This is a genomic window from Planktosalinus sp., from assembly GCF_059864935.1.
The window spans coordinates 1-3,053 of the sequence record NZ_JCBCCK010000133.1 but is presented as its reverse complement, the minus strand read 5'-3'; the positions used below and the strand labels follow the sequence as shown (position 1 = coordinate 3,053).

2 protein-coding genes are annotated in these 3,053 nt (G+C 36.8%); one reads left to right on the top strand and one right to left on the bottom strand.

Annotation, left to right across the window (positions count from 1 at the left end; translation table 11 throughout):
• The coding region (locus tag AC6F75_RS05685; protein WP_500713985.1) for a dipeptide ABC transporter ATP-binding protein at positions 1-1,340 on the top strand (1,340 nt) is incomplete at its 5' end.
• 1,062 nt (positions 1,341-2,402) lie between these two features.
• On the opposite strand, the gene AC6F75_RS05680 is transcribed toward AC6F75_RS05685, so the two are convergent.
• The coding region (locus tag AC6F75_RS05680; RefSeq protein WP_500713984.1) for a 3-oxoacid CoA-transferase subunit B at positions 2,403-3,053 on the bottom strand (651 nt) is incomplete at its 5' end.

Genomic DNA, 3,053 nt, shown 5'->3' with positions numbered 1-3,053 from the left:
AAATATTAATGCAGCACAAAAAGCTTTCGAGAAAAGCAGCTAAAAAAGAAGCCCTTTTGCTTTTTGAAAAAGTAAAACTTCCAAATCCTGAAGAACTTTTCAGAAAGTACCCACATCAAATCAGTGGGGGGCAAATGCAACGCGTGATGATTGCTATGGCCATTGCCTGCAAACCTCAAGTTTTAATTGCTGACGAGCCCACAACTGCCCTCGATGTAACAGTTCAAAAGGAAATCATCCAACTTCTTAAAGACCTTCAGCAGGAAACAAATATGAGTGTCATTTTCATCTCTCATGACCTGGCACTGGTGTCTGAAATTGCCGACCGTGTTTTGGTGATGTATCAGGGAAAAGTTGTGGAGGAAGGACAAATACGGGATATTTTTCACAATCCAAAAGAAGATTATACAAAAGCTTTGCTCAACTCCCGCCCTTCACTTGATGAACGTGTTGAAAAACTGGCCACTATAAAAGATTTTCTTCAAAACAGTTTTGACAAAAAAGTGGTTACAAAAGAACAACGCACTCAGGCACACAAAGCACTTTACAGTCAAAAGCCTTTGCTTGAAGTCAGAAATCTTGAAAAGGAATACTACGCCAATGCCGGATTTTTCAGAGATAAAAAGGTGACAAAAGCTGTCAACGATGTAAGTTTTGAACTGTATGAGGGTGAAACTTTAGGTCTCGTTGGCGAATCAGGCTGCGGAAAATCCACTCTGGGAAAGGCCATACTTCAACTTGACAAAGCTACACGGGGGAACATTTATTACAGGGGTAAGGAAATTTCCGCTTTAAGCGAAAGCGAATTCAAAAAATTCAGGAAAGAGATACAAATCATTTTTCAGGATCCATATTCTTCACTAAACCCAAGGGTTTTGGTGGGCGAAGCAATCCTTGAGCCTTTGCAAGTGCACAATCTATACCTAAACAATAAGAAAAGAAAACAACGGGTAATTGAGTTGTTGGATCAGGTAGGATTGGATGAAAGTTATTATCACAGATATCCGCACCAACTCTCCGGTGGGCAAAGGCAACGTGTGGGTATAGCCCGAACAATTGCTCTGGAACCCAAATTGATTATTTGTGACGAATCAGTTTCTGCTTTGGATATCTCCGTTCAGGCGCAGGTGCTGAATTTGTTAAACGATTTAAAAGAAAAATACCAGTTCAGTTATTTGTTTATTTCACACGATTTAGCTGTGGTCAAATTTATGGCTGATCAATTGATGGTGATGAATGCCGGAAAAATAGAAGAAATGGGGGAAGCAGATGAAATTTATGCAAATCCGTTGAAGGAGTATACTAAAAAATTGATTGAGGCGATACCTAAGGGGAAATAGGGCTGAAAACTGAGATTTCCGCCTCTACCTTCAGTAAACTTTCGGCAGACAAGTGCGCGGAAATAAAAAAATCCCGTTCTAACCTCACAAAGAACGGGATTTTGACCTTTAAATCTGAAAATGTCAAACAGATTTGGGGTTTATTTTTAGTTAAACAACAATTTTAAAATTCCTGTTCAACTTTTATAGCTTAGGTTAAGTAAGCCGGTTTAATTTGGGACTGTAAAAATGCAAACAAAAAATCGTTTTTAACGATGAAAGGCGTATATTTTCGATGTATTACACGTTTTTTTAACATTTAAGTGCTATTTTGCTTACTTTTTATAAACAAAAAACCTGTATTTAGATTTTCTCTCTGATTTTTTGAAAGGAGTTGTTTATTCAACAATCATTACAATACAAAGACAGTTTATCAACTTGTAGAATAGCTTAATAAAAACTCTCCTCTTTTCATAGTTGCTTACATCACTTGATCATTCAGAAGTTGTAACGTTTATTATAATCTGGGGAAGGTCTATACTCAAAAATGGATTGCTGCTTTTCCAAAGAAGAAATAAAACTGATAAAATTGAGATTTCCGCCTCTACCTTCAGTAAACTTTCGGCAGACAAGTACGAGGGAATAAAAAAATCCCGTTCTAACCTCACAAAGAACGGGATTTGACCTTTAAATCTGAAAATGTCAAACAGATTCGGGGTTTATTTTTAGTTACATCAATAAAAACACTTTTTTGGTTACGTAAAGCACACTATTTAATAGTAAAAAAGTAGGTTTTACTTTTTGCATTAACGTCTGAAATTGTTTTTTGACTTTTGCCATCATTTCAAATCCATTTAGTTGTTTTTACTTTTATAACTTACATAGCTTAGGTTAAGTAAGCTGGTTTGATTTGGGTTTGTAAAAATGCAAATAAAAAATCGTTTTTCACGATAAAAAGCATATTTTTTCGATATACTGCATCTTTTTTTAACATTTGTGTCATATTTTACTGCTTTTTGGATCAAAAAAAAACCCTGATCAGGGTCTTTAATATTTCAAGATTTTGTTTATTATTGTTTTCGCTTACACGGAAATTTGCATTTCAGGAATTTCTCCTTCTACAATTAAAGTGCCCTCAGTTGCCTTTTGGACATCCTCAACTGAAACACCCGGTGCTCTTTCAAGCAGTTTAAAGCCTTTATCTGTAATTTCCATAACTGCAAGATCGGTAACAACCTTTTTGACACATTTAACACCTGTTAAAGGTAAAGAACACTTTTTAAGTAACTTAGATTCTCCTGCCCTGTTAGTATGCATCATTGCCACAATAATATTTTCAGCTGAAGCGACCAAATCCATGGCACCGCCCATTCCCTTTACCATTTTTCCTGGAATTTTCCAGTTGGCAATGTCGCCGTTTTCATCAACCTCCATCGCGCCGAGTATGGTCAAATCAACGTGCTGACCTCTAATCATTGAAAAACTCATAGCCGAATCAAAGAATGACGCTCCGGGCAATGTAGTGATTGTTTGTTTACCGGCATTGATTAAATCAGGGTCTTCTTCTCCTTCAAACGGGAATGGCCCCATACCTAAAACACCGTTTTCACTTTGAAATTCGACGTTAATATCATCACGCACAAAATTGGCCACCAGGGTTGGGATTCCAATTCCGAGATTTACATAGTAACCATCTTTGACTTCTTGCGCTATGCGTTGAGCGATTTGTTCTTT